Origin of the sequence: Kitasatospora sp. NPDC059722, assembly GCF_042733235.1 — a bacterium.
Classification (GTDB): Bacteria; Actinomycetota; Actinomycetes; order Streptomycetales; family Streptomycetaceae; genus Kitasatospora.
This window is the reverse complement of the sequence record NZ_JBHWGD010000013.1, coordinates 1-22,266: the sequence shown is the minus strand read 5'-3', so window position 1 is coordinate 22,266 and position 22,266 is coordinate 1. Positions and strand designations below refer to the sequence as shown.

Below are 22,266 nucleotides of genomic sequence, written 5' to 3'. Positions count from 1 at the left end.
CAAAAACCCCCCCCCCCCCAGCAATAACACCCTGCAAAACACCCCCATCAACGCGGCCGCAGCACCAAGCACCCCCCGGCCCCCCCCCGCCCCCCCGGGGCCGCCGCCTCGGCGTTCTCCTGGACGCCCCCGCGACACCGGTCGGAAAGTGGCGCGGACGGATCGAATCCAGTCACGTGCGCACCTCCTGACGAAACTTCACCAAACCGCCACGAGCGCGTCCCCAGGCCCGTACGCTGAATGCGGTACCGGTTGGGGGTGGCGCGCGTTCGGCCCCGCCGGCCACCGGTGGGCGGGCGGAACGGAGTGCCGCATCCGCGGGCGCCGGGGCCGGTCCCCGCCCCGGGCTCGGGCCGGTCTGAGCAGGGGGGTAGTGACGATGGGGCGGATCCGCGTCCTGGTGGTCGACGACCACCGGATCTTCGCCGAGGCCCTGGCCGCGGCGCTCGCCGCCGAGCCCGACGTCGAGGTGGGCGCGGCGGGCAGCGCGGCCGCCGCCGAGCGCGCCCTGGAGCGCGCCGCCGTCGAGGGGCGGGCCTTCGACGTCGTCCTGATCGACGCCGACCTGGGCTCCGAGGCGGCCGTGCCGCCGGGCCCGCGCAAGCCCGTCCGCGCGGGCCCGGAGCCGCTGGACCCGGCCCGCCGGCGCCCGCCCCCCGTGGTGGCGCCGCCGCGCCGCCCGGCCGTGCCGCCGACGGGTCCGGGTGGACGCTCGGCGGATCCGCTGCGGCCCGATCCCCAGCGCACCGAGCACGTCCGCGCCGAGCACGTGCGCACCGACCAGCTGCGGCCGGTCGCCCCGCCGCCGGACGGGATCACGCTGCTCGGCCGGGTCCGCCGCGGCCACCCGGGGCTGCGCGCGATCGTCCTGGCCACCGCCGACGACCCGCACCGCGCCGCCCGGGCCCTGCACGCGGGTGCCACCGGCTGGGTGGCGAAGGAGAGTTCGCTGGCGCGGCTGCTCGCCGTCGTGCGCGGGGTGCTGCGCGACGAGACGCACCTGCCGCCGGCGCTGCTCACCGGGGTGATCCGGGAGCTCACCACCGCCCGGCGCGACCGCACCGAGAGCGAGCGCCTGGTGGACACGCTCACCCCGCGCGAGAAGCAGATCCTGCGCTGCATGGTCGCGGGCCTGGGCCGGCAGGCGGTCGCCGAGCGGCTCTACCTGTCCCCGCACACCGTCCGCACGCACATGCAGAACGTGCTCGGGAAGCTCGGCGTGCACTCGACCCTGGCCGCCGTCGCGGTCGCCCGCCGGGCGGGGGTCAGTCCCGCGGAGCCCGCCGCGCCGCCGTCCGTCGCCTCCACCAGCTGAGACGAGCCGGACCCGGCCGGAGCCGGGGGCCGCGGCGGCGGGCCGATCCGCCGGTCAGCCCGGGATGTTGTCGAAGGGGGCGACCAACAGCCGCAGCAGACCGGCGAGTTCGCCCTGCTGGCCGGCGGTGAGCTGGGCGAGGAGTTCGCGCTCGTGGGCGAGCAGTCCGGCGAGGGCCTGGTCGGCGCGGTCGCGGCCGTCGTCGGTCAGGCGGACCAGGACGCCGCGGCGGTCGTCGGGGTCGGGCAGGCGCTTGACCAGGTTCTTGCCGGTGAGCCGGTCGATCCGGTTGGTCATGGTGCCGGACGTGACGAGGGTCTGGGTGAGCAGCTGCCCGGGCGAGAGCTGGTAGGGGGAGCCGGCGCGCCGCAGGGCCGTCAGGACGTCGAACTCCCAGGGCTCCAGGCCGTGCTCGGCGAAGGCGGTGCGGCGCGCGCGGTCCAGGTGCCGGGCGAGCCGGCTGACCCGGCTGAGCACCTCAAGCGGCTCCACGTCGAGGTCGGGGCGCTCCCGGCGCCATGCTGCGACCAGCCTGTCGACCTCGTCCTCCATGACGATCAGTGTATCGGTGGATGTGTCGATGTGAAGTCTCTTGACATCGAGAAATGTGCCAGCGAGGCTAAAAGCAGATATCTTGATGTCGAGATACTTTCGAGGTGTGCCATGCCCGCTCCTGCCTGGGACCCGGCCCAGTACCTGCGCTTCGCCGACGAACGGACTCGCCCGCTGCGCGATCTGCTCGCCCGCGTCCCCGCCCTGCCGCACGAGCCCGCCGCGACGATCCTGGACATCGGCTGCGGGCCAGGCAACTCCACCGCCGTCGTGCGCGAGCGCTGGCCGCAGGCCAGGATCACCGGCGTCGACAACTCCGCCCCGATGCTGGAGACCGCCCGTACGCAGGGCGAGCCGAGCGCCGCGTACGTCCTCGCCGACGCCGCGGAGTACGACCCGGCCCCGGCCGGGCCCGACCTGATCGTCTCCAACGCGGCCCTGCAATGGATCAGCGCGGAGGAGCGCCGGCCCCGACGGGGACTCTCCTCGCCGAAGGCGGGCGAGGAGGGACGGTTGGACGGCCACCTGGCGCTCCTGCCGCGCTGGGCGGAGGCGCTCAGGCCCGGCGGCGTCATCGCCTTCCAGGTGCCGGGCAACTTCGACGCGCCCAGCCACACGCTGCTCGCCGGGCTGCGCCGCAGTCCGCGCTGGGCCGACGTCCTCGGCGACGACGCCACCCGAGCCGGCGTCCACGAGCCCGGGCGGTACCTCGACGTGCTCGCCGGGGCCGGCTGCGCCGCCGACGTCTGGGAGACCACCTACAGCACGCTGCTGACCGGCCCGGATCCCGTTCTGGAATGGACGAAGGGCACCGCCCTGCGACCCGTGCTCGCCCGGCTCGCCGACCCGGAGCAGCGGGCCGCCTTCCTCGCCGAGTACGGGGCGCTCCTGCGCGAGGCCTACCCGGCCGGGCCGCACGGCACGGTCTTCCCGTTCCGGCGGATCTTCGCGGTCGCGACGAGGCGGTAGGCGGGCGGGGGCGCGGAACCCGGCCGGCGACCCGCCGGTCAGAGCTTGCGATCGCCGACCAGGTTCGGGTGCCGCTCCAGGCCCTCCAGCCCGTGCCAGGCCAGGTTCACCAGGTGCGCCGCGACCTGCGCCTTGTCCGGCTTGCGGACCTCCAGCCACCACTGCCCGGTCAGCGCGACCATCCCGACCAGCATCTGCGAGTACATCGGGGCCAGCCGCGGGTCGAACCCGCGGGACTTGAATTCCAGCCCGAGGATGTCCTCCACCTGCGTCGCGATGTCGCTGATCAGCGAGGCGAAGGTGCCCGTCGACTGGGCCACCGGCGAGTCCCGGACGAGGATCCGGAAGCCGTCCGTCGAGGTGTCGATGTAGTCCATCAGCGCGAACGCGGCCTGCTCCAGGAGCTCGCGCGAGTGCCCGCCGGTCAGCGCCCCGGTGACCATGTCCAGCAGGAGCTGCATCTCGCGGTCCACCACCACCGCGTACAGCCCCTCCTTGCCGCCGAAGTGCTCGTACACCACCGGCTTCGACACCCCGGCCCGCTCGGCGATCTCCTCCACCGACGTGCCGTCGTAGCCGCGCTCCGCGAAGACCGTCCGGCCGATCTCCAGCAGCTGCTCGCGCCGCTGCTTGCCGGTCATCCGCACCCGCCCGCCGCGGCGGCGGGGCCCCGCCGCGGCCGCACCCCGGGGCGCGGCCCCGTCCGCCGGGGCAGTGGCACGCGGACGGGCCTGCGCCGCTCCGGGCGCCGCGTCCGTCCGCGTGCCGTCGTGACCGCCTGTGCTGTCTGCGCTGCTCCCGTTCACCCCTACATCATGCTGGAAGCGCGCCCTCATGCGGCGCGGCGGGCGGCGATCCGCTGTGCGTCCGGCCAGCGGACGTCCCGGACCCAGCCGGCCAGCTCGAACCAGCGGATCAGCCGGGCCGAGGAGTCGATCTGTCCGCGCAGGACGCCGTGCCGGGCGGAGGTCGGGTCGGCGTGGTGCAGGTTGTGCCAGGACTCGCCGCAGGAGAGCACGGCCAGCCACCAGACGTTGCCCGAGCGGTCCCGGGAGCGGAACGGGCGGCGGCCGACGGCGTGGCAGATCGAGTTGATCGACCAGGTCACGTGGTGCAGCAGGGCGACCCGGACCAGCGAGCCCCAGAAGAACGCGGACAGCGCGCCCTGCCAGGACAGCGTCACCAGCGCGCCTACCAGCGCGGGCAGCAGCAGGGAGATCGACGTCCAGAGCCAGAACAGCCGGGAGATCCGCCGCAGCGCGGGGTCGTTGACGAGGTCCGGCGCGTACTTGAGCTGCGGGGTCTGCTCCTCGTCGAACATCCAGCCCATGTGCGCCCACCACAGGCCCTTCAGCAGCGCGGGCAGGCTCTCCCCGTAGCGCCACGGCGAGTGCGGGTCGCCGTCCTTGTCGCTGAAGCGGTGGTGCTTGCGGTGGTCGGCCACCCAGCGCACCAGCGGGCCCTCGACGGCGAGGCTGCCGACGACGGCGAGGGCGAGGCGCATCCGGCGGCCGGCCTTGAAGGCGCCGTGGGTGAAGTAGCGGTGGTAGCCGACGGTGATGCCGTGGCAAGTGAGGAAGTACATGGCGACGGTGACCGCCACGTCCGTCCAGCCCAGGCCGCGGCCCCAGGCGATCGGGACGGCCGCCAGCAGGGCCGTGAACGGCACGACGATGAAGAGGACGAGCGCGAGGCGCTCGGCGAAGCCCTGGCGCTCCCCGCCACGGGTGGCGGACAGCATCGCGGGGGACGGTTCGGAGGAGTCGCTGGGCGGCGCGGTGGAACCGGCGCGCGCCTCACCGGCCTGGATGGTCATGTTCTTGTCCCTCGACGGGGGCCCTCTGCGGGCGGGGGTGGGAAGGCTACGGTGCCGTAACCTACGGCATCGTAGGTTGCGTTCCGTGGCGAAGGGAACACACCGCCGCACGGCGCTTGAGTGAATTCACCCGACTGGATGGATGAACCGCCGTCCCGGTGGTGGAGCGTCACACGCGCCGGAGACGGACCGCGCGGCGGCGGGCGCGGGTCGGCCATGGAGGTAGATGTGGAGCCGCATACCCCGTAGTCTTGCCCCAGCGCGCCTCCGGCGACCTTCGGGCCGGCGTGCCGGTCCCGGATCGTCTAAGGGCAGGACAGCTGGTTTTGGTCCAGCTTATGGGGGTTCGAATCCTCCTCCGGGAGCACTCTGAGCGGCCCCGGCCCGGTATTGCGGCGGGCCAGGGGGTGGCTTTTCGGCCACTTTCCTCGCACTATCCTCGAACTGCCAGGGCTTATGTGCGGATCCTCGCCCCTGGCCGCTCTGCCCTCTCTGTGAACCGACCGAGGAGCCTCCCCGCATGGGTGCCAATTCGCTTGCCGCCGTTGTCGTTCTTGCCGCCGGTGGCGGGACACGGATGAAGTCGAACAAGCTGCCCAAGGTGCTGCACGAGGTGTGCGGACGGACGCTGGTCGGTCACGCCGTCTCGGCGGCGCAGGAGTTGACGCCGGGGCAGCTGGTCGTCGTCGTCGGCCACCAGCGGGAGCAGGTCGAGGAGCACCTCGCGGCGCACCACCCGGCCGCCCGCCCGGTCGTCCAGCACGAGCAGAACGGCACCGGGCACGCGGTGCGCACGGCGCTGGAGGCGCTCGCCGCCGACGGCGTGGTGCTGGACGGCACCGTGATCATCACCGCCGGCGACTCGCCGCTGCTGACCGGGGCGACGCTGCGGCGCCTGGCCAGGGCGCACGCCGAGCAGGAGAACGGCGTCACCGTGCTGACCGCCGTGGTGCCCGAGCCGTTCGGCTACGGCCGGATCCTGCGCGACGAGGACCGCTCGGTGGCCGCGATCGTCGAGGAGAAGGACGCCACCGACACCCAGCGCCTGATCACCGAGATCAACTCCGGGGTCTTCGCCTTCGACGCCAAGCTGCTGACCGCCGCGCTGGCCGAGCTGACCACGGACAACTCGCAGGGCGAGGAGTACCTGACCGACACCCTGCAGATCCTGCGCGAGGCCGGGCACCGGGTCGGCGCCGTCGTGGCCGAGGACCCGCGGGACATCCTCGGCATCAACGACCGCGTGCAGCTCGCCCAGGCCCGCCGCCTGCTCAACGACCGCCTGCTGGAGCGCGCGATGCGCGAGGGCGTCACCGTGGTCGACCCGGCGACGACCTGGATCGACGTCCAGGTGACGTACGAGGCGGACGCCGTCGTGCTGCCGAACACCCAGCTGCAGGGCGCCACCCACCTCGGCGAGGGCTGCGAGGTCGGCCCGAACTCGACCCTGCGGGACACCCGGGTCGGCGCCGGCGCCGTTGTGAGCAACACCACGGCCGACCGCGCCGAGGTGGGCGAGCTGGCCAGCGCAGGCCCGTACGCCTACCTGCGCCCGGGCGCCAAGCTGCTGCGCAAGGCGAAGGTCGGCACCTACGTCGAGGTCAAGAACTCCGAGCTCGGCGAGGGCGCCAAGGTGCCCCACCTGTCGTACATCGGCGACGCCACCATCGGCGAGGGCACCAACGTCGGCGCGGCCTCGGTCACGGTGAACTACGACGGCGTCAACAAGCACCGCACGGTCATCGGCGCGCACTGCCGGACCGGCTCGGACAACATGTTCATCGCACCGGTCACGATCGGTGACGGCGCCTACACCGCGGCCGGCTCGGTCATCACCTCCGACGTTCCGCCGGGCGCGCTCGGCGTGAGCCGGGCGCAGCAGCGCAACATCGAGGGCTGGGTGGAGCGCAAGCGCCCCGGGACCGCATCGGCGCAGGCCGCGAAGGTTGCGACGGACGGGGCGACGGAAGCCTGACGGGACGCGCGGGCGTCCGAGGAGCGGTCCCGGGGCGGACGGTTTCTGCGCGGGCGCGTAACCTTGGGGACATACGTGCGCCACTGGGCTTACCGCCCGTGTCCAGGCGTACCGACATTCCCCGAACCCATCTTGCGTGCGGGCTGCGCCTGCTCGCGTTGGATGGTCGGGGTTCAGCGTCCGCAAACGCGAGGAGACGGTGCAGTGAGCGGGATCACGACGTCGGGTGAGAAGAAGCTGAAGCTCTTCTCCGGCCGTGCCCACCCGGAGCTGGCGAAGGAGGTGGCCGCGGCGCTGGGGACCGAGCTGGTTCCGACCAAGGCCCTGGACTTCGCCAACGGCGAGATCTACGTCCGCTTCCTGGACTCCGCGCGCGGTGCGGACTGCTTCGTGATGCAGAGCCACACGGCTCCCATCAACCAGTGGATCATGGAGCAGCTGATCATGATCGACGCTCTGAAGCGGGCCTCCGCCAAGAGCATCACCGCGATCCTGCCGTTCTACGGCTACGCCCGCCAGGACAAGAAGCACCTCGGCCGCGAGCCCATCTCGGCCCGCCTGGTCGCCGACCTGCTGCGCCAGGCCGGCGCCGACCGCCTGATGGCCGTGGACCTGCACACCGCGCAGATCCAGGGCTTCTTCGACGGCCCGGTCGACCACCTGTTCGCGCTGCCGCTGCTGGCCGACTACGTGGGCGAGCGGGTCGACCGCGACAAGCTGACGATCGTCTCGCCGGACGCCGGCCGGGTGAAGGTGGCCGACCAGTGGTGCGACCGCCTGGACGCGCCGCTGGCGATCATCCACAAGCGCCGCGACATGACCCAGGCCAACACGATCCTGTCGGCCGAGGTCGTCGGTGACGTCAAGGGCCGGGTCTGCGTCCTGGTCGACGACATGATCGACACCGCCGGCACGATCTGCGCCGCCGCCGACGCGCTGTTCGACAACGGCGCCGCGGACGTCCTGGTCGCCGCCACCCACGGCGTGCTCTCGGGCCCGGCCGCGGACCGCCTGAAGAACTCCCGGGTCAGCGAGTTCGTGTTCACCAACACGCTGCCGACCCCCGCCCAGCTCCAGCTGGACAAGATCACCACGCTGTCCATCGCCCCGTCGATCGCCGCCGCGATCCGCGAGGTGTTCGAGGAGGGTTCGGTCACGAGCCTCTTCGAGGGCGTGCACTGACGAAGGCCCGCGCAGGCGGCCCCGGTCCGGAACGGGCCGGGGCCGCCGCCGATTTCGCGGGAGGGCACAGGTGCGGTTAGACTCGTGAAACTGCTCGGCGAGGGATGCCGTGTGCCCGCTCGACGGGTGCCCGCTCCGTGATCGACGCGCTGCCGGTGCCGGTTCCCCGGACCCTGGCAGAGGTCGTTGCCGCCGAGTGACCCCCAACGTACTGAGGGTGTGGTCCCGGCGGTTTTTCGCGTTGCCTGCACCCCCGCGCCGTTCTTCACGAGGAGTGCAGTCGTGTCCGAGATCCGCCTTGCCGCTGAGACCCGTTCCGAGTTCGGCAAGGGTGCCGCCCGCCGCGCCCGCCGCGCCGGCTTCGTCCCCGGTGTCGTCTACGGCCACGGCCACGCCCCGGTTCACCTGAACCTGCCCGGCCACGACCTGATGATGGCCCTCAAGACCCCGAACGCCCTGCTGGTCGTCCCGATCGAGGGCAAGGACGAGTACGTCCTGCCGAAGGCCGTCCAGCGCGAGGCCATCAAGCGCACCATCGAGCACGTCGACCTGCTGCTCGTGAAGCGCGGCGAGAAGGTCACCGTCGAGATCCCGGTCCTCACCGAGGGCGAGCTGGCCCCGGGCGGCAACCTGCTGGAGCACGTCCTCAACGCGCTGCCGATCGAGGCCGAGGCCACCCACCTGCCCGAGTCCGTCACCGTCTCGGTCGAGGGCCTGGAGGCCGGTGCCTCCATCCACGCCAAGGACATCGTCCTGCCGGCCGGCGTCACCCTGGCCGTCGACGCCGACGCCGTCGTGCTGCAGGTCATCGGCGCCCAGGCCGCCCCTGCCGAGGACGAGGCCGCCGAGGCCGAGGGCGCCGAGGCCTGAGCCTCGCGCTGACGACTGCTTGAGACCGCTGCCCCGGTCGCTCCCTCTGGAGCGGCCGGGGCAGCGGTGTGTCCGGGAAGATGGCGTGGAGCGCGAGGGCGAGGAGTAGGGACATGGCGGAAGAAGCGTACGAAGGGCCGTGGCTGGTCGTGGGGCTGGGGAACCCGGGCGAGCAGTACGCCCGGAACCGGCACAACATCGGCTTCATGGTGGTCGACCTGCTGGCGCAGCGGATGGGCGCCAAGTTCAAGGCGCACAAGAGCCGGGCGCAGGTCGCCGAGGGGCGGCTGGTCGGCAAGCGGGTCGTGCTCGCCAAGCCGATGTCGTTCATGAACCTGTCCGGTGGCCCGGTGACGGCGCTGCGCGACTTCTACAAGGTCCCGGCGGCCGGGATCGTGGCGGTCCACGACGAGCTGGACATCGACTACGCGGCGCTGCGGCTCAAGCTCGGCGGCGGCGACAACGGGCACAACGGCCTGAAGTCGATCACCAAGTCGCTCGGGCCCGACTACCACCGGATCCGCTGCGGCATCGGCCGCCCGCCGGGCCGGATGGAGGTCGCGGACTTCGTCCTCAAGGACTTCTCCGGTACCGAGCGCAAGGAGCTGGACTGGTTCGTCGACCGCTCGGCGGACGCGGTGGAGGCCCTGCTGTCGGAGGGCCTGGAGCGGGCGCAGGGGACGTACAACTCCTGACGGCGTGACCGGGGGTCGAGGCGGCGCGCCGGGTCGGCAACAGTCGTACAACGCTTGACGTTCCACACCTGAATAGGTGTGAGAACCCCGTGCGCGATCGGATAGCGTCGGTCCCGGTACGCGAACGGGTCCTGGGGAGTAGCTCGATGCGGAGATTGCGTCCGGTCCGCCGACTGCGGCGGATCCGGGTGATGCGGTTGCGGCGGTTCGGCCGGCGGATCGGCACGGCCGGTGCGCTGGGGGCGGCGGGGATGCTGCTGTCCAGCGGCGTGGCACACGCCGATCCGGTGGCGGAGCCCGACCAGGCGGCGTCGCCGGAGCCGGCGGCCGCGCAGTTCGCGCCGGTGCTCGGCGATTCGGTCGGGCCGGACGCCGGGCTGCTGGCGGTCGGCGGCGGCCTGGTGGTCGTGGCCGGCGGTGCCGCGCTGTGGCTCAAGCGCCACCGCGCCGGCGGATCGCCCGAGTAGGGGGAAGAACGGCTCACGGGCCGGGGTCCACGCACGTGGACCCCGGCCCTTTCGCGTGCCCGGAATCCCGGGCGCCGACTTGTCATCCGTTTCCGGCGGGCGGGGCGTCCTGTGGGTATGAAGCGCGAATCGATGAGCCCGGGGGGCGTCGACGGGGACCCGTTCGACGAGTTCGTCGCGGCGCGGTACCAGGCGCTGCTGCGCGGTGCCTTCCTGATCACCGGCGACGTCCACGACGCCCGGGACCTGCTGCACGACGCGTTGGCGCGGGTGTACGCCAAGCGGTCGGCCATCCGGGAGCCGGCGGCGACGGAGGGGTACGTGCGCCGGACGATGATCCGCACGCACGTCTCGCGGTGGCGCCGGACCAGGCGCGAGGTGCTGACCTCCGCGCTGCCGGACGGGCCGGCGGCCCAGGAGGCCGAGCGGGACGAGGAGTTGGCGGCGGCCCTGGGGGCGCTGCCGCGGCGCCAGCGCGCGGCGGTGGTGCTGCGGTACTACCTCGACCTGCCGGTGGCGCAGGTGGCGGAGGAGCTGGGCTGCACGGTGGCGACGGCCAAGACCCACCTGGCGCGGGCGGTCAGGACGCTTCGGCAGGAACTGGAACCGGCTAAGGAGTTGGTGGGACGTGAGCGCTGAGGACGGGTTCGAGGAGGAGCTGGCCCGCCGGCTCGGGCTGCGGGCGTCGGCGGTCGGCGGCAGCCCGCCGCTGGCCGCGCTCAAGGCGGCCGGGCGGCGGCGGGCACGGCAGCAGGGCGCGGTGCGGGGCGTGACGGCGGTCGCGGTGCTGGCCGTCGGCGCGGGGGCGCTGACGCAGCTGGGCGGCGGGGGGACAGCCTCGGACGAGCGCGTGGGCGGAGGGCCGGCCGGGGCGCCGACGGGAGGGGCGGCGTCGCCGTCGGCCGGGCGGAACTCCGGCAAGGGGCGGATGGTCTTCGGGTGCGACGCGGGGCCGTCCTCGCTGCGGACGCCGGGCCAGCACTGGCACCCGACCGACCTGCCGACGGGCCCGCCGAGGATCACACCGACGTCGACGACGCCGCCAGTTTCGCCGTCGCTCACCCCGCCCCCGTTCACCCCGCCGTCGTTCACCCCGCGGTCGGGCCTGCCGTCGACGGGCTCGCCGTCGACGCTGTCGTCGGCCCAGCTGCTGCAGTTCGACCTCGCGCGCGCGAGCGAGGCCGTCGACAAGGTGGGGACGGAGAGCTACGCGGACCACTACTTCGGCGTCTGCCGCGACCCCGGCCTGAACACCCTCTACGTGATGCGCGTCCCGGGCGACGGCGCCCTGGACGACGCCGTGACGCGAGCACTGGCCGACTGGCCCACCGTCAAGCTGCAGTTCACCGCCGCGGTCGGCTCGTACGCCGAACTGCGGGAGCTCCAGGACCGGATCGACGGGGACCGCGCCTACTGGAAGGACAAGGGCGTGCAGCTGGAGTTCGTGCAGGTCGCCAACGACGGCTCCGGAGTGGTGGTCGACACTCCGCAGTGGGAGTCCGCCGGGGCGCAGATCAAGGCGAAGTACGGCTCCAAGGTGGCCGAGGTCCGCTAGAGGAGCGCAGACGAAGGGGCCGGTGTCCGACGGGGGTGGACACCGGCCCCTTCAACGCGTCTGCCGTCAGCCGGTGTTGCGCAGGCCGGCGGCGATGCCGTTGACGGTCAGCAGGAGCGCGCGGGCGCGCAGCGGGTCCTCCTGGCGTCCGGCCGTGACCTCCTCGCGCTGGCGGCGCAGCAGGGCGACCTGGAGGTAGGAGATCGGGTCGAGGTAGGCGTCGCGGACGGTGAAGGTCTGCTTCAGCACCGGGTTGTGCTCCAGCAGTTCGCCCTCGCCGGTGAGCCGCAGCACCTCGCGCAGGGTGAGCTCGTGCTCGGCGACGATCTGGTCGAAGACGTGCTGGAGGTCGGCCGGCACCAGCTGCTCGACGTAGTGGCGGGCGATCCGCAGGTCGGTCTTGGCCAGCGTCATGGCGACGTTGGACAGGAAGTTGCGGAAGAAGTGCCACTGCCCGTGCATCTCGTCCAGCACGTCGCCGAGGCCGGCCTCGCGGGCGGCGGCGAGGCCGGAGCCGACGCCGTACCAGCCGGGGACGATCTGGCGGGACTGGGTCCAGCCGAACACCCACGGGATGGCGCGCAGTCCGTCCAGGCCGGCGCCGGAGTCGGGGCGGCGGGACGGGCGGGAGCCCAGGTGCAGGGAGGCGAGCTGGTCGACCGGGGTCGAGGCGAAGAAGTACTTCGGCAGGTCCTCCTGCTCGACCAGGGCGCGGTAGGCGGTGTGGGCGGCCTCGGACACCCGGTCCATCGCGGCGTCCCAGCGGGCCAGCTCCTCGGGGGCCTGGCGCGGGGCGGTGTGCAGCGCGGAGGCGGAGAGCGTCGCGGAGATCGTCAGTTCGAGGTTCTCCCGGGCGAGGGAGGGCAGCAGGTACTTGTCGGAGATGACCTCGCCCTGCTCGGTGACCTTGATCTCGCCCTCCAGGGTGCCCCACGGCTGGGCCAGGATGGCCTCGTGCGAGGGGCCGCCGCCGCGGCCGACGGTGCCGCCGCGGCCGTGGAACAGGCGCAGCCGGATGCCGTAGCGGTGGGCGACGTCGCGCAGCCGGCGCTGGGCGCGGTGGATCTCCCACTGGGAGGTGGTGATGCCGCCGAACTTGGAGGAGTCGGAGTAGCCGAGCATGACCTCCTGGACGTCGCCGCGCAGCGAGACGAGCAGCCGGTAGGAGGGGTCGGAGAGCATCTCGTCGAGGATGCGGTCGGCCTGCTGGAGCTCGTCGGTGGTCTCCAGGAGCGGCACGATGCCGATCTTGGCGATGCCGGCGTGCAGGTCGATCAGGCCCGCCTCGCGGGCCAGGACGGTGGCGGCGAAGACGTCGTCGGCGCCCTGGCACATGGAGATGATGTAGCTCTCGACGATCTCGTCGCCGAAGCGCTCGAAGCCCTGGCGGATGGTGTTGAAGACGCCGAGGGTCTTGGTGCCGGCCTCGTCCAGCGGGGCCGGGGTGGGGGCGAGCGGGCGGCGCGAGCGGAGCTCCTTGGCGAGCAGCCGCTGGCGGTACTCGCGGGGCATGTCGGCGTAGCGCCAGGCCTCCTCGCCGAGGCGGTCGAAGAGCTGGCCGAGCGCGTGGTGGTGGGCCTCGGCGTGCTCGCGGACGTCCATGGTGGCGAGCTGGAGGCCGAAGGCCTCGATGGTGCGGATCGCGCGGGCGAGGCGGCCGTCGGCGATGAGCTCGCCGCGGTGGGCGCGCAGCGATTCCTGGATCAGGCGCAGGTCGGCGACGAGTTCGCGGGTGCCGAGGTAGTCGCGGCCCTCGACGTGCGGGGTGCCGCCGGCCAGGCGCTCGCGGGTGTTCTCCAGCTTGAGCCGGATGCAGGTGGCCTTGAGGCGGTAGGGCTCCTCGGCGTTCATCCGCTTGTAGCGCGGGCTGAGTTCGGGGAGCAGGTGCAGGTCGGTGTTGAGCGAGGCGAGGAGCTCGGCCGAGGCGCCGGCCAGGCGCTCGGAGGTGGAGAGCGTGTTGCGCAGGTCGTCGATCGCGGCGAGCGCGTCCTTGATGCCGTACTCGTGCTGGAGGTTGAGGACGTCCCAGGTGACCTGCGGGGTGACGTTGGGGTTGCCGTCGCGGTCGCCGCCGATCCAGGTGCCGAAGGTGAGCGGGCGGACGCCGTCGGGCAGGCTGAGGCCGACCCGGGCGAGCTCCTCCTGCAGCTCCTCCAGGACCTCGGGGACGGCCTCGCGGTAGAGCTCGTCCAGGTAGTAGACGGCGTTGCGGGCCTCGTCGGTGGGCTCGGGGCGGGCGATGCGCAGCTCGTCGGTCTGCCAGAGCAGGTCGATGACCTCGGCCAGGCGGCGGTCGGCGGAGCGCTGCAGGGAGGTGCGGCGCGTGGCGGCCCGGTCGGGGGTGGTGGCCGGGTCGGCGGCGGCGAGGCCGGAGCTGAGCTGCTCGCGGTGGATGCGTTCGAGGAGTTCGCCGATCCGGCGGAGCTTGTTGAGGACGCTGCGCCGGGCGGCCTCGGTGGGGTGCGCGGTGAAGACCGGCCGGACCGCGAGGTGGGCCAGGGTGTCCTGGAGGTGCTTGGGGTCGGCGTCGGCGAGCTGGTCGGCGGTCTGCGCGAGCAGCGAGCCCTCCCGGGCGCGGCGGGTGGCGAACTCCCGGCCGCGGTGCACCTGCTCGGTGACGTTGGCGAGGTGGAAGTAGGTGGAGAAGGCGCGGACGAGCTTCGCCGCGGTGTCCAGGTCGATGCCGGAGAGGAGTTCGGCGGTGGCCTCGCCGTCCGTGCGGCTGAGCAGGCGGACCTGTTCGACCAGGCCCAGCAGCTGGGGGCCCTCCTGACGGACCAGCGTTTCGCCGAGCAGGTCGCCGAGGCGGCGGATGTCCGCGCGCAGGGCCGCGTTGTCTGCGTCTGGGCCGGCGGCGGCGACGGAGGTGGGGCTGTCCGCCGGGTTGGGGACCGGAGCGGTCACGGCTGGGCTCCCTGTGGTGGTGGGGTTCGGCAACGGCTCATCGTCACAGGTCCGCCCGCGTGTGGCAGGTGTGACGCGTGCGGACCGCGCTGTCCGACGCGACCAGCATAGGTGTCGGGGAGGTCGGTGTCCGCGAGGTGGCCGGATGGCGGACAGGATCACCGCGGCCGCCATGTGGTCTGGACCACTTGAAGGTCTGGGGAAGTTACCGGTGCCATCCCGGTGGGGAGGGAACGGGGTTGCGCCTTAGGCTGTCAGGCATGAGCAAGTCGCCTGGGGAGCGCGCGCCGGTCCGGTCGTTCTGGTGGTGGGAACGACCGCGCAGCGCATTCCTCGACATCGGGCTGGCGCTGCTGGCCGCGGTGGAGTGCTCGCTCAGCACCATCGCCTTCCTCTCCGCGCGCGCGCACCTGAGCGCCGCCGGCGCGGCCGGCATCGCCGTGCTCGGCGCGCTGGCGGGCGGCTCGCTGGTGCTGCGCCGGCGCTGGCCGGCCGTGCCGGTGCTGGTGACGCTGGTGGCGATGCCCGGGATGCTCGGCGTCGTGCTGCTCGTGGTGGCCCTGTACACGCTGGCCGAGACGTGGGAGTGGCCCTCGCGGCGCCGCCGGGTGGTCGCGCTGTCGGCGCTGGCCTTCGCCGAGGCCGTCACCGTCATGCTGGTGTCGATGCTCCTGCCCGGTGGCGACGGCCCCCCGGACCCGACGCCGCTCTGGGTCCAGGTGCTGGTGGCCGTCCTGGTGGCGGTCGGCCTGACCGTCCCGCCGGTGGTGACCGGCCTCTACGTGGGCGCGCGGCGGCGGCTCATCGAGTCGCTCAAGGACCGTGCGCACGGTCTGGAGACCGAGCTCGACCTGCTGGCCGAACAGGCCCAGGAACGCGCCCGGCGGGCCCGGCTGGAGGAGCGCACGCGGATCGCCCGCGAGATGCACGACGTGGTCGCGCACCGGGTCTCGCTGATGGTGGTGCACGCGGGGGCGCTGGAGCGGATCGCCGCGAAGGACCCGCAGAAGGCCGCGCAGAGCGCCAAGCTGATGGGCGAGGTCGGCCGGCAGGCGCTCAACGAGCTGCGCGAGATCCTCGGCGTGCTGCGGATGGACGACGAGCGCCCGGCCGAACCGGACTCGCTGGCCGCGCTGCCGCGGCTGGTCGACCAGTCCCGGGCGGCCGGGATGGCGGTCACCCTGACGGTCAGCGGCAGCCGGCAGCAGTTCACCGGCGAGGCCGAGCAGACCGCGTACCGCGTGGTCCAGGAGGGCCTGACCAACGCGCACAAGCACGCCGGCGGCGCCGACGTGTCCGTCCTGCTCGCGTACGCGCCGAACGGGGTCCGGGTCAGCGTCGTCAACGCCTGCCCGGGCGGCGAGCACGGCGCGGCGAAGCTGCCGAGCGGGGGCAACGGGCTGGTCGGGATGCGCGAGCGGGTGATCGCGCTCGGCGGCACCTTCTCGGCCGGGCCGGAGGCGGACGGCGGGTTCCGGGTCGAGGCGGTGCTGCCCTCCCGGCTGGCCGTCCGCGCCGAACCGCTGCGGTAGCGGTGCCCGTCCGCGGTGGCGGCGCCCGTCCGCGCTGGGGGTGCTCGTTCCTAGTACTCGTCCGCGGTGCGCAGCCGTTCCGGGGCGGTGCCGAGGATCAGCATCGTGATCGCCTGGTCGATCCCGTGGCCGAGGAACCACTCTCCCGTGTGATCCAGGCTGTAGACGCGGCCCTCCTCGTCGACCGCCAACAGGGCCTGTCCGTACGCCTCCTCGCCGAGCGGCGCGACCTTGCTGCCGAGCGCGCGGCCGAGGTCGGCCAGGGTGCGCGGCTGGTGCAGCCCGCACATCGGGTCGATCAGGAACGGCGTGCGGGCCAGTTGGCGGCCCGCGCCGGACAGGTCGAAGGCGAGGCCGCCGAACTCGGCCCAGGCCTCCACCGCCGCCGGGAACACCGCGTGCGGTACGCCGGCCGGCTCGCCGTGCCCCACCAGGGTGTCGGCCCACTCCTCGGCCCGCCGGATCTCCCAGCGGCCGGGGTGCCAGCCGGCCGCCTTGAGCTCGGCGGCGACGTCGGCGGGGAAGCGCGGGCGGGTCCGCCCGGGGGAGGCCGCGGCCAGGGTGGCCGGCGGGGGCGGGGGCGGGCTGGGCGGATTCAGGACGGGCTCCGGTGGTTCGGGGACAGGACGGCGGCAGGGACGCGGCACCGCACCGACGGAGGGCGTCGGCGCGGGCCGGCGGTCAGCGGGCGGGCGGCCCGACCGCGACGCTCTGCACGGTGAAATGCTCCAGCATCGGGACGCACGAGCGGCACGGCGGCGCGTGGGTGCCGTGCGCCGGGTCGTCCTCCTCGCGGATCCGGACGGTGGTCATCCGGGAGCCCTTGAGCGCCTTGCGGGCCTCGTGCAGGCTCATCGCCTTGCGGGCGGCGCGCTTGGAGCGCTTGCCGTCCACCGTGGCCAGGTACTGCGACAGCAGCACCGCCTCCGGGCAGCGGCCGGTGAAGCGCTCGCGCAGCTCGACCGGCAGGCCGTCCAGGAACTCGCGGACCAGCGGGTGCAGGACCGGGCGCCGGGCGGACTTGTCCCCGGCCAGGGTGTGCACCTCGCCGCCCTTGAGCGACAGCGCGGCGGCGACGGCGGGCAGCAGGCTGTCGCGGAGGTGGCGCAGCACGGGCGGGCCCGCCGGCTCACCGGTGGTCATGCGTCTGCCTCCGTATCCGCAGGGTCTCCGCTGACGGTCCGGACTGGTCGGTCCAGTCCTGGGGCAAGCCTGTCAAACGACACCGACATCCGTACAACCGGGGTGCGGGGGTGCGCGAACGGGCGCCGGGACCCGGCGGGTTCAGGACGCGCTCCCGATGGAACACTGGCTCAATCCGCACGCAGCCGTCACGACTTGTCCGTCGATCCACCGAAACCGCCCCGGTGCCCCGGCGGCTGCCGGTACCGTTCCGGCAGCGAGCCGAAGGGGACGCGGCCGCCCGCCCGGGACGCCCGGCGGCGGCCCGGATCCGGTGCCCGCGCCGACCGTTGGGGCCGCCGGGGTGCGCCTGCCCGGTGCCGGAGCGAGGGGGCTCGTGCGATGACTTCTCCGACGTCGGGACGGGACGGGGGGCGCGACGGCGGACCGGACGGGGCCGAGGACGCCAACGAGGCGCCCGGCGGGCACGTGCCCACCCCGGGCGAACCGCCCCGGCCCGTGCCCGCCCGGCCGGTCGGCATCGCCGTGGTCGGCGCCGGCTACTGGGGCCCCAAGCTGGTCCGCAACGCCCAGCACACCCCGGCGCTGCGGCTGCACTGGCTGTGCGACCTCGACGAGGCCAAGGCCCGTACGGTGCTGGGGGAGTACAGCACCGTCGGCGCGACCTCCTCGTACCGGCGGGTGCTGGACGACGAGCGGGTCGGGGCCGTCGCGGTGGCCGCGCCCGCCGCCGCGCACCACGGGCTCGTCCGGGCCGCGCTGGAGGCCGGCAAGCACGTGCTGGTCGAGAAGCCGATCACCACCTCCGCCGACGGGGCCGCCGAGCTCGTCGAACTCGCCGAGCGGCGCGGGCTCGTGCTGATGTGCGACCACACCTTCTGCTACACGCCGGCGGTGCGCCGGATCCGCGAGCTCGTGCACGGCGGCGAGATCGGCGACGTCCAGTTCTTCGACTCGGTGCGGATCAACCTCGGGCTGGTGCAGCCGGACGTGGACGTGCTGTGGGACCTCGCCCCGCACGACCTCGCCATCCTCGACTTCGTCCTGCCGCCCGGCGTCGATCCGGTCGGGGTGTCCGCCCAGGGCGCCGACCCGATCGGCGCCGGGCGGGCCTGCGTCGCCTACCTGACGGTCCGGCTGAGCAACGGCGCCCTCGCCCACTGCCACGTCAACTGGCTCTCCCCGACGAAGGTGCGCACCACGCTCATCGGCGGCTCCCGGCGCACCCTCGTCTGGGACGACCTCAACCCGCAGGCCCGCCTCGCCGTGCACGACCGGGGCGTGGACCTCACCCCGCCCGAGGAGGTCACCGACGCGATCCGGCACCGGGCGCTGATCTCCTACCGCGTCGGCGAGATGGTCGCGCCCGCGCTGGTCGAGCAGGAGGCGCTGCGCAACGTGATGGCCGAGTTCGCCGCCGCGATCGTCGAGGGCCGCGCGCCGCTCACCGACGGGTACGCCGGGGTGCGGGTGCTGCGGCTGCTGGAGGCGGCCTCGCTGAGCCTCCGACTCGGCGGGGTCACCGTTCCGGTGGGGATGGCCGACCGGGCCGAGGGGGCCGACCGGGCCGACGAGGCCCCGCGGGTCGTGGTCAGGTGAGCGGCCGCACCGGGGGCGCCGGGAGCACCGGCCGCACCGGCGGCATCCCGTTGGTGGATCTGGCCGCCGCCCACGCCGAGATCGCGGCCGAGGTCCGGGCCGGCTTCGAGCGCGTCCTGGCGTCCGGCGGCTACGTCAAGGGCCCCGAAGTGGCCGGGTTCGAGCGGGAGTACGCCAGCTTCACCGGCACCCGGCACTGCGTCGGCGCCGCCAACGGCACCGACGCCCTCGAACTCGCCCTGCGCGCCCTCGACCTGTCGCCCGGTGGCGGCGTCGTACTGCCCGCCAACACCTTCGTCGCCACCGCCGAGGCCGTCCTGCGGGCCGGACTCTACCCGGTGCTCGTCGACGCCGACCCGGCGCACCTGCTGATCGACCCCGCGCGCGCCGCCGACGCGCTCCCCGGGGCCGTCGCGCTGCTGCCCGTCCACCTCAACGGCCAGCTCGCCCCCATGGGCCCGCTGCTCGAACTGGCCGACGGGCGGCCGGTGGTGGAGGACGCCGCGCAGTCCCAGGGCGCCCGGCAGCACGGGCGCGGCACGTACGGGCGGATCGCGGCCACCAGCTTCTACCCCGGCAAGAACCTCGGCGGCTACGGCGACGCCGGCGCGGTGCTCACCGACGACGCCGAACTGGCCGACGCCGTCCGGCTCATCGGCGATCACGGCGCCCGCGAGAAGTACACCCACGAACGCCTCGGCTTCAACTCCCGGATGGACGCCCTCCAGGCCGTCGTCCTGCGTGCCAAACTCCGCCGTCTGCCCGCCTGGAACGCCGCCCGCCGCGCCGCCGCCGCCCGCTACGACGCGCTGCTCGGCGGCGTCGACGGCCTCGCCCTGCCCCGCACCGCCCCCGGCAACGAGCACGTCTGGCACCTGTACGCGGTGCGGATCGGCCCCGGCCGGGATCGCAACGCGGTGCTCGCCGCGCTGCACGCCGCCGGGATCGGCGCCGGGGTGCACTACCCCGTCCCCGTGCACCTCCAGCCCGCGTTCCGCTTCCTCGGCCACCGCGAGGGCGCCTTCCCGACCGCCGAACGGGCCGCGCGCGAACTGCTCACGCTCCCGCTTTACCCGCAGATGACCGAGGCGCAGCAGGTCCGGGTGGCCGAGGCACTGCTGGCGGCACTGCGCACGGCTCACGCGTAGGTGCGGGGGTTCGGCCAGGAGGGTGACCCCCTACGCTGGTGTCCAGCAAACGCACCGATTTTGCAGCAGCCAGTGGGGGCTCCCAGATGACGACAGGTCGGCCCGGCGCCGCCGCCGCACCGAACGCGGCATACGCAGGTCAGGTGGTGCACTTCCCGGACCCGGTCCGCGCGGAGCGTTACCCCGCCGGGGTCCGGGTGGACGAGCACGGCTACCCGGACTTCGCCCCGTACGCCGCCGCGGCGGCCGAGGTCGCCGACCCGCCGGAGGGCCTCGGCGTGGACGAGCTGCGGCTGACCGACTACGTCTCGGCCAACGCCGCGCTGTTCACCGAGGGCCACCCGCTCTGGGCCGACCTGCACACCGCCGTCGCGACCCCGCCCGGCTGGACCTGGCACCACGTCGCAGGCCGGGCCGCCCCCGGCTGGCGCCGGATGGAGCTCGTCCCGGTCGAGGTCAAGGCCCTGCTGCGGCACCACGGCGGCCTCGCCACCTCCGGCGCAGACCACGGCCAGCGCGGCACCCGCCCGCTCCAGGAGCGCCGGCCGGTGCACTTCCCGCTGGCCCTGGACGGCAGCGACCCGATCAGCGTCCCGGAGGACCTGCTCCAGCGCGCCGAGGACCGCCTCGGCTACCGGCTGCCGGGCGCCTACCGCAGCTTCCTCAAGCTCGGCGGCGGCCGCGCCCCGGTCGGCGTCGCGCTCGACACCGAGCTGGGCATGCTGCTCGACCAGCCGTTCCTGACCCTCACCGAGGAGTACGGGACGGCGGACGTCGTGTACGCCAACAAGTGCCTGCGCGACCACCTCACCAAGGACTACCTCGGCATCGCCTACGCCCAGGGCGGCATCGTCGCGCTCAAGGTCCGCGGCGACCGGATCGGCACGGTCTGGTTCCACCTGTACGACGACGCCCGCGACACCGGCCTCCCGGAGGCCCCGGAGGACCGGGTCGAGCGGCTGCTGCTGCCCTGCGGCGAGGACTTCGACGAGTTCCTGCTGCGGCTGGCGGGCAGTCCGCCCGAGCTGGAGACGGTCGCGGAGCTGATGGTGGACGGCGGGTTCGCCCGGGCCGTCCCGGGCGAGTGACCGGGACGACGGGGACGACGGGGACGACGAGGATGGGGACAGGGGTGAACCGGGCGTGGTGACGTACGCGCAGGCGCATGAGCTCGCCGACGAGTGGATCAACGGCGGGGTGCCGGGGTCGCAGCAGCGCGAGGTGCGGGTCCGGGAGTTCGACCTGGGCTTCGTCTGCTGGGCGGTGCAGCCGGCGGACGGGACCCCGGAGGAGGGCGGCCCGACCGGCGGGGCGCGGCTGGTGATCGCCCGCGACTCCGGCGCGAGCACGCTCTGGCCCGCGCTGCCGGTCAACGAGGTCGTCCGGCAGTACGAGGAGGTGTACGGGCGGCCGGTCGCGGCCAACCCGGCGGGGGCGGCGAAGCCCGCGCCCGGGCCCGTCGAGGCGACGTCCTTCCTGCTCAGCCCCCCGCAGTGGCTGCAGGAGGCGGGCGCGGCGGCGATCGCGGCGGAGGCGGAGCGGCTGGGCGAGGCCCAGGCTCCGGCGCCCGTTCCGGCTCCTGCCCCGGCTCCGGCGCCCGTTTCGGCCCCGGCCCCGACTCCCGTTCCTGCCCCGGCGCCCGCGCCGGCCGAGCAGTCCGCGCCCGAGGCGACCGGCCTCCCGGCCGAGGCCGCCTCGTGGGCCCCGCCGACCGGGCCGCCGACGCCGCCGCCGGCCGTCCTCGTCGCGCCGCCGGTCTCCGACCGGCCCGCCGGGGACGCGCCGACCATGCTCGCCCCGCCGCCCGGCCACGACGAGCCGTCCGTCCCGCCGCAGGTGCAGTCGGCCCCGCCGGTCCCGCCGGGGCCCGCCCCGGCCGGCTCCGAGGCGGCGACCATGCTGATGCCCGAGGGCCTGCGCACGCTCGGCTCCGAGCCGTCCGACGCGCCCCCGCCGGCCGGCTCCGAGGCCGCGACCGCGCTGATGCCCAGGAGCGTCCCCGGCCTGCCCCCGGCACCGTCCGCGCCCACCCCGGAATCCGCGCCCGCGCCCGCACCTGCTCCCGTGCAGCCTCCGGTGGCCGAGCCCGCGCCGACGCTGCTGGCGCCGCCGGAGGCGATGCCGGGGCTGATGGGCCTGCCCGGTGCGCCGGAGACGCCCGCCCCCGCGGCACCGCCCGCCTCGCCCGCCGTGCCACCGGCCGGTCCCGCCGTGGAGTACGCACCAACCATGCTGGCCCCGCAGGGCGGCGTCCCGGGCCTGATGGGCCTGCCCGGCGCCCCCGAGACGGCCACCCCCTCGACACCGCCCGCCGCGCCGCCGGCCGGTCCGGCCGTGGAGTACGCGCCGACCATGCTGGCCCCGGGCGGCCCCGGCCTGGGCGGCCTGCCCGGTGCGCCGGTGCACCCCGGGCCTGCGGCGCCCCCCGGGCCCGCCGAGGCGGCGCAGTCCGGCGGGCTCGGCCGCAACGCGGCCTCCGCACCGCCGCCGCCCCCGCCGGGAGCGCTGCGCGGCGGCGCGTCCGGTCCCGGCGCGTCCCACGGC

At 74.4% G+C, this 22,266-nt stretch carries 19 protein-coding genes, 1 tRNA gene and 1 pseudogene; 15 read left to right on the top strand and 6 right to left on the bottom strand.

Annotation, left to right across the window (positions count from 1 at the left end):
• Positions 1–379: 379 nt before the first annotated feature.
• Positions 380–1,315, top strand: a complete 936-nt coding sequence (locus tag ACFV4F_RS11020) for a LuxR C-terminal-related transcriptional regulator (protein WP_380444286.1) — start codon at positions 380–382, stop codon at positions 1,313–1,315.
• Positions 1,316–1,369: 54 nt separating this feature from the next.
• Here ACFV4F_RS11020 and ACFV4F_RS11015 read toward each other — a convergent pair whose 3' ends face one another.
• Positions 1,370–1,867, bottom strand: a complete 498-nt coding sequence (locus tag ACFV4F_RS11015; RefSeq protein ID WP_380444288.1) for a MarR family winged helix-turn-helix transcriptional regulator — start codon at positions 1,865–1,867, stop codon at positions 1,370–1,372.
• Between the two features lie 111 nt (positions 1,868–1,978).
• Here ACFV4F_RS11015 and ACFV4F_RS11010 point away from each other — a divergent pair, with 111 nt between their 5' ends.
• Positions 1,979–2,836: a methyltransferase domain-containing protein gene (locus ACFV4F_RS11010; protein ID WP_380501628.1), complete on the top strand. Its 858-nt coding sequence runs from the start codon at positions 1,979–1,981 to the stop codon at positions 2,834–2,836.
• Between the two features lie 38 nt (positions 2,837–2,874).
• Here the strand turns inward: ACFV4F_RS11010 and ACFV4F_RS11005 are convergent, their stop codons facing one another.
• Together ACFV4F_RS11005 and ACFV4F_RS11000 are read right to left on the bottom strand one after the other, a co-directional pair.
• A complete protein-coding gene (locus ACFV4F_RS11005) occupies positions 2,875–3,477 on the bottom strand; it encodes a TetR family transcriptional regulator (protein WP_380444292.1) in 603 nt (200 codons plus the stop codon).
• A 191-nt stretch (positions 3,478–3,668) separates the two neighbouring features.
• Entirely contained in the window at positions 3,669–4,652 is a 984-nt protein-coding gene (locus ACFV4F_RS11000; RefSeq protein WP_380444294.1) for an acyl-CoA desaturase, read from the bottom strand.
• A 294-nt stretch (positions 4,653–4,946) separates the two neighbouring features.
• Between ACFV4F_RS11000 and ACFV4F_RS10995 the strand changes: the two genes are divergently transcribed.
• The 8 genes from ACFV4F_RS10995 (at position 4,947) to ACFV4F_RS10960 (ending at position 11,396) form a co-directional block, all read left to right on the top strand.
• Positions 4,947–5,017, top strand: a tRNA-Gln gene (locus tag ACFV4F_RS10995).
• Between the two features lie 155 nt (positions 5,018–5,172).
• Positions 5,173–6,627: a bifunctional UDP-N-acetylglucosamine diphosphorylase/glucosamine-1-phosphate N-acetyltransferase GlmU gene (gene glmU / locus ACFV4F_RS10990; RefSeq protein WP_380501626.1), complete on the top strand. Its 1,455-nt coding sequence runs from the start codon at positions 5,173–5,175 to the stop codon at positions 6,625–6,627.
• 204 nt (positions 6,628–6,831) lie between these two features.
• Positions 6,832–7,809, top strand: coding sequence for a ribose-phosphate diphosphokinase (locus tag ACFV4F_RS10985; protein WP_380444297.1), 978 nt, complete (start codon positions 6,832–6,834; stop codon positions 7,807–7,809).
• Positions 7,810–8,091: 282 nt separating this feature from the next.
• Positions 8,092–8,679, top strand: a complete 588-nt coding sequence (locus ACFV4F_RS10980) for a 50S ribosomal protein L25/general stress protein Ctc (RefSeq protein ID WP_380444299.1) — start codon at positions 8,092–8,094, stop codon at positions 8,677–8,679.
• 113 nt (positions 8,680–8,792) lie between these two features.
• A complete protein-coding gene (pth, locus tag ACFV4F_RS10975) occupies positions 8,793–9,374 on the top strand; it encodes an aminoacyl-tRNA hydrolase (protein ID WP_380501624.1) in 582 nt (193 codons plus the stop codon).
• Between the two features lie 146 nt (positions 9,375–9,520).
• Positions 9,521–9,841: a hypothetical protein gene (locus tag ACFV4F_RS10970; RefSeq protein WP_380444303.1), complete on the top strand. Its 321-nt coding sequence runs from the start codon at positions 9,521–9,523 to the stop codon at positions 9,839–9,841.
• 117 nt (positions 9,842–9,958) lie between these two features.
• On the top strand, positions 9,959–10,480 hold the full coding sequence (locus ACFV4F_RS10965) for a SigE family RNA polymerase sigma factor (RefSeq protein ID WP_380444305.1): 522 nt from the start codon (positions 9,959–9,961) through the stop codon (positions 10,478–10,480).
• Positions 10,470–11,396, top strand: coding sequence for a hypothetical protein (locus tag ACFV4F_RS10960; RefSeq protein ID WP_380501622.1), 927 nt, complete (start codon positions 10,470–10,472; stop codon positions 11,394–11,396). The genes ACFV4F_RS10965 and ACFV4F_RS10960 overlap by 11 nt, the downstream gene beginning before the upstream one ends.
• A gap of 66 nt (positions 11,397–11,462) precedes the next feature.
• Here ACFV4F_RS10960 and ppc read toward each other — a convergent pair whose 3' ends face one another.
• Positions 11,463–14,222: a phosphoenolpyruvate carboxylase gene (gene ppc, locus ACFV4F_RS10955; RefSeq protein ID WP_380444313.1), complete on the bottom strand. Its 2,760-nt coding sequence runs from the start codon at positions 14,220–14,222 to the stop codon at positions 11,463–11,465.
• A 338-nt stretch (positions 14,223–14,560) separates the two neighbouring features.
• On the opposite strand from ppc, the gene ACFV4F_RS10950 reads away from it, so the two are divergent.
• A complete protein-coding gene (locus tag ACFV4F_RS10950) occupies positions 14,561–15,832 on the top strand; it encodes a sensor histidine kinase (RefSeq protein ID WP_380444309.1) in 1,272 nt (423 codons plus the stop codon).
• Between the two features lie 50 nt (positions 15,833–15,882).
• On the opposite strand, the gene ACFV4F_RS10945 is transcribed toward ACFV4F_RS10950, so the two are convergent.
• Positions 15,883–16,479 carry an SUKH-3 domain-containing protein gene (locus tag ACFV4F_RS10945; protein ID WP_380448961.1) on the bottom strand — a complete coding sequence of 199 codons (597 nt, stop codon included), beginning with the start codon at positions 16,477–16,479 and terminating at the stop codon, positions 15,883–15,885.
• A gap of 34 nt (positions 16,480–16,513) precedes the next feature.
• Positions 16,514–16,975, bottom strand: coding sequence for a YwqJ-related putative deaminase (locus tag ACFV4F_RS10940; RefSeq protein ID WP_380448959.1), 462 nt, complete (start codon positions 16,973–16,975; stop codon positions 16,514–16,516).
• Positions 16,976–17,356: 381 nt separating this feature from the next.
• Here ACFV4F_RS10940 and ACFV4F_RS10935 point away from each other — a divergent pair, with 381 nt between their 5' ends.
• From ACFV4F_RS10935 to ACFV4F_RS10920, 4 genes and pseudogenes are all read left to right on the top strand, one after another.
• Positions 17,357–18,574 (top strand): Gfo/Idh/MocA family protein, encoded by a 1,218-nt coding sequence (locus ACFV4F_RS10935; RefSeq protein WP_380501620.1) that lies wholly within the window; start codon positions 17,357–17,359, stop codon positions 18,572–18,574.
• Complete coding sequence (locus ACFV4F_RS10930; protein WP_380501618.1) at positions 18,571–19,722, top strand: DegT/DnrJ/EryC1/StrS family aminotransferase; 1,152 nt, start codon at positions 18,571–18,573, stop codon at positions 19,720–19,722. The genes ACFV4F_RS10935 and ACFV4F_RS10930 overlap by 4 nt, the downstream gene beginning before the upstream one ends.
• Positions 19,723–19,808: 86 nt before the next feature.
• A complete protein-coding gene (locus ACFV4F_RS10925; protein ID WP_380448953.1) occupies positions 19,809–20,810 on the top strand; it encodes an HNH endonuclease in 1,002 nt (333 codons plus the stop codon).
• Between the two features lie 55 nt (positions 20,811–20,865).
• Positions 20,866–22,266, top strand: a pseudogene (locus ACFV4F_RS10920) (hypothetical protein); the annotation flags it as partial.